The 738-nt window shown below is 42.3% G+C and carries 1 protein-coding gene; it reads right to left on the bottom strand.

What is annotated here, in order from left to right; all coding sequences use genetic code 11:
- Nucleotides 1-270: 270 nt before the first annotated feature.
- The gene (rhaM, locus tag EXN75_RS17510; RefSeq protein WP_022110650.1) at nt 271-588 is read right to left on the bottom strand and encodes an L-rhamnose mutarotase; all 318 of its coding nucleotides are present in this window, start codon (nt 586-588) and stop codon (nt 271-273) included.
- Nucleotides 589-738: the final 150 nt, after the last annotated feature.

Below are 738 nucleotides of genomic sequence, written 5' to 3'. Positions count from 1 at the left end.
GAAGTATGTAAATACTAACTAGGAATAAGATAGAAGATTGACAAGTAGAATTAGGAATAGAGAAAATAATTGTCAACTTACAATAGGAATAAGAAACTATGTAGTCAACTAAATATAGGAAACTACAGTTAGTCTGCCATGACCTTCAAGCGGTCCCTCGGGGATCACGTGATGGGGAACCGATGAACATGAGATGAGCAACCGTTGCTCACGAGACGGGCAACAAGTGCCCAAATAGGTGAACCAAATCTGGGCAATATAGATATGACTTTAATCCATGTGGAAGAGTTCTTCCAGTGGGATGCTGACAGGAGAGTTGTCTGGATTCACTTCCATGATGTCTGCCATCATATCCCACCATTTTTGTGTGATTGGATCCACGTTGGTGGTGTCCTGACTGTTGGTGTCGCTATCACATTTCTGGACGGCAAAGAGTAGGTTGGTGTCCTTGTCCCAGAAGATGCTGTAGTCGCTTACACCCTGGTCCTTGATCATCTGTTTCAACTCCGGCCAAATTGCAGCGTGGCGCTTGGCATATTCTTTCTCGCATCCCTTCTTGAGATACATCTTGAATGCAAATCGTTTCATGATATTCTATGTTTTTTATTGTTCCTCAAATCCGCAACCTATAGGGTTTAGTGGGATTTTGCTTGCAAAGCGACAAAATTCATTTTATTGTACATATTTCTTGCACAACAGAAATGTCGCAGACACAAAATCCCCTTACCCCATAAAGCG

The organism is Segatella hominis (assembly GCF_004535825.1).
GTDB lineage: Bacteria > Bacteroidota > Bacteroidia > Bacteroidales > Bacteroidaceae > Prevotella > Prevotella hominis.
The sequence above is the reverse complement of the archived record's forward strand: the minus strand, read 5'-3'. Positions and strand labels throughout refer to the sequence as shown.

What these genes read in the sequence shown, in the direction of transcription:
- rhaM (WP_022110650.1), bottom strand. Translation starts at nt 588, where the DNA reads ATGAAACGATTTGCATTCAAGATGTATCTCAAGAAGGGATGCGAGAAA.